The 805-nt window shown below is 64.6% G+C and carries 2 protein-coding genes; both read left to right on the top strand.

The window, feature by feature from the left end; genetic code table 11:
• Window positions 1-601, top strand: a 601-nt coding sequence (locus BGN91_RS06135) for an ATP-binding domain-containing protein (protein WP_292611457.1), incomplete at its 5' end; no start/stop codon positions are given.
• Window positions 602-608: 7 nt separating this feature from the next.
• Window positions 609-805 (top strand): hypothetical protein (locus BGN91_RS06130; RefSeq protein WP_292611455.1); only part of this gene is annotated, 197 nt, incomplete at its 3' end.

The following is an 805-nucleotide window of genomic DNA, read 5'->3' as shown; positions in this document are numbered from 1 at the left end:
CAAATCCATCCCCTACGGCGCGCACGATGAATTCGTCTGGAAGATGCGCAGGCTCGATGTGGCGCCAGAACAGATGCTGCGCGGCGGCCAGGTGATCTGCGGCCGAAACGCCACGCGCCTGCAGCTCAACCTCGCCATGAAACGGGCGTCCGGCTTCGACGGCGTCTATCCGACCGGCCAGGGCGAGAAGATCATCTGCCTCAAGAACCGCAACGATCTCGGGCTCGTCAACGGCATGTTCCTCGATCTCACCGAGGTCAAGGACGAAGACGAGATTTCGTTCACCGCCGTCGTCACCACTGAGGACGGGCAGAAGATCGGTGGCACCAACGGAGCACGCGAGCGCTTCCGCATCTACAAGGGGTACTTCGACGACCACGTGACGCCCGATCCGGAGCGCGAGCGTCGCGACCACTGGAAGAAGAAGACCATCATCGAGGCGGTTTGGGGTTGGGCCATCACCTGCCACAAGGCGCAAGGCTCGCAGTGGGAGAACATCATCGTCTACGACGACGGCCTTGGCCGCACCGCCGAAGATCGCGCCCGCTGGCTCTACACCGCGATCACCCGCGCCGAGCGCGGTCTCGTGCTGCTCGATTGAGGCGCCGATGCTCGACCTCAACGAGGGAGAACTTCCGCGATCGTCCGAACGGTTCGACCTCGACGAAATCGTCGCGCGGCTGCGCGCGACCGCCGAGCATTGGGTGCCGCGGCACTTCCCGAACGGCCGGCGGGTAGGCGATGAATGGCGGCTGGCCAATATCCGGGGCGATGCGCCGCGCAAGAACGGCTCCTGCGTGATTGC

Source organism: Nitrobacter sp. 62-13 (genome assembly GCF_001896955.1).
Classification (GTDB): Bacteria; Pseudomonadota; Alphaproteobacteria; order Rhizobiales; family Xanthobacteraceae; genus Nitrobacter.
This window is presented reverse-complemented; position numbering and strand designations above follow the sequence as displayed.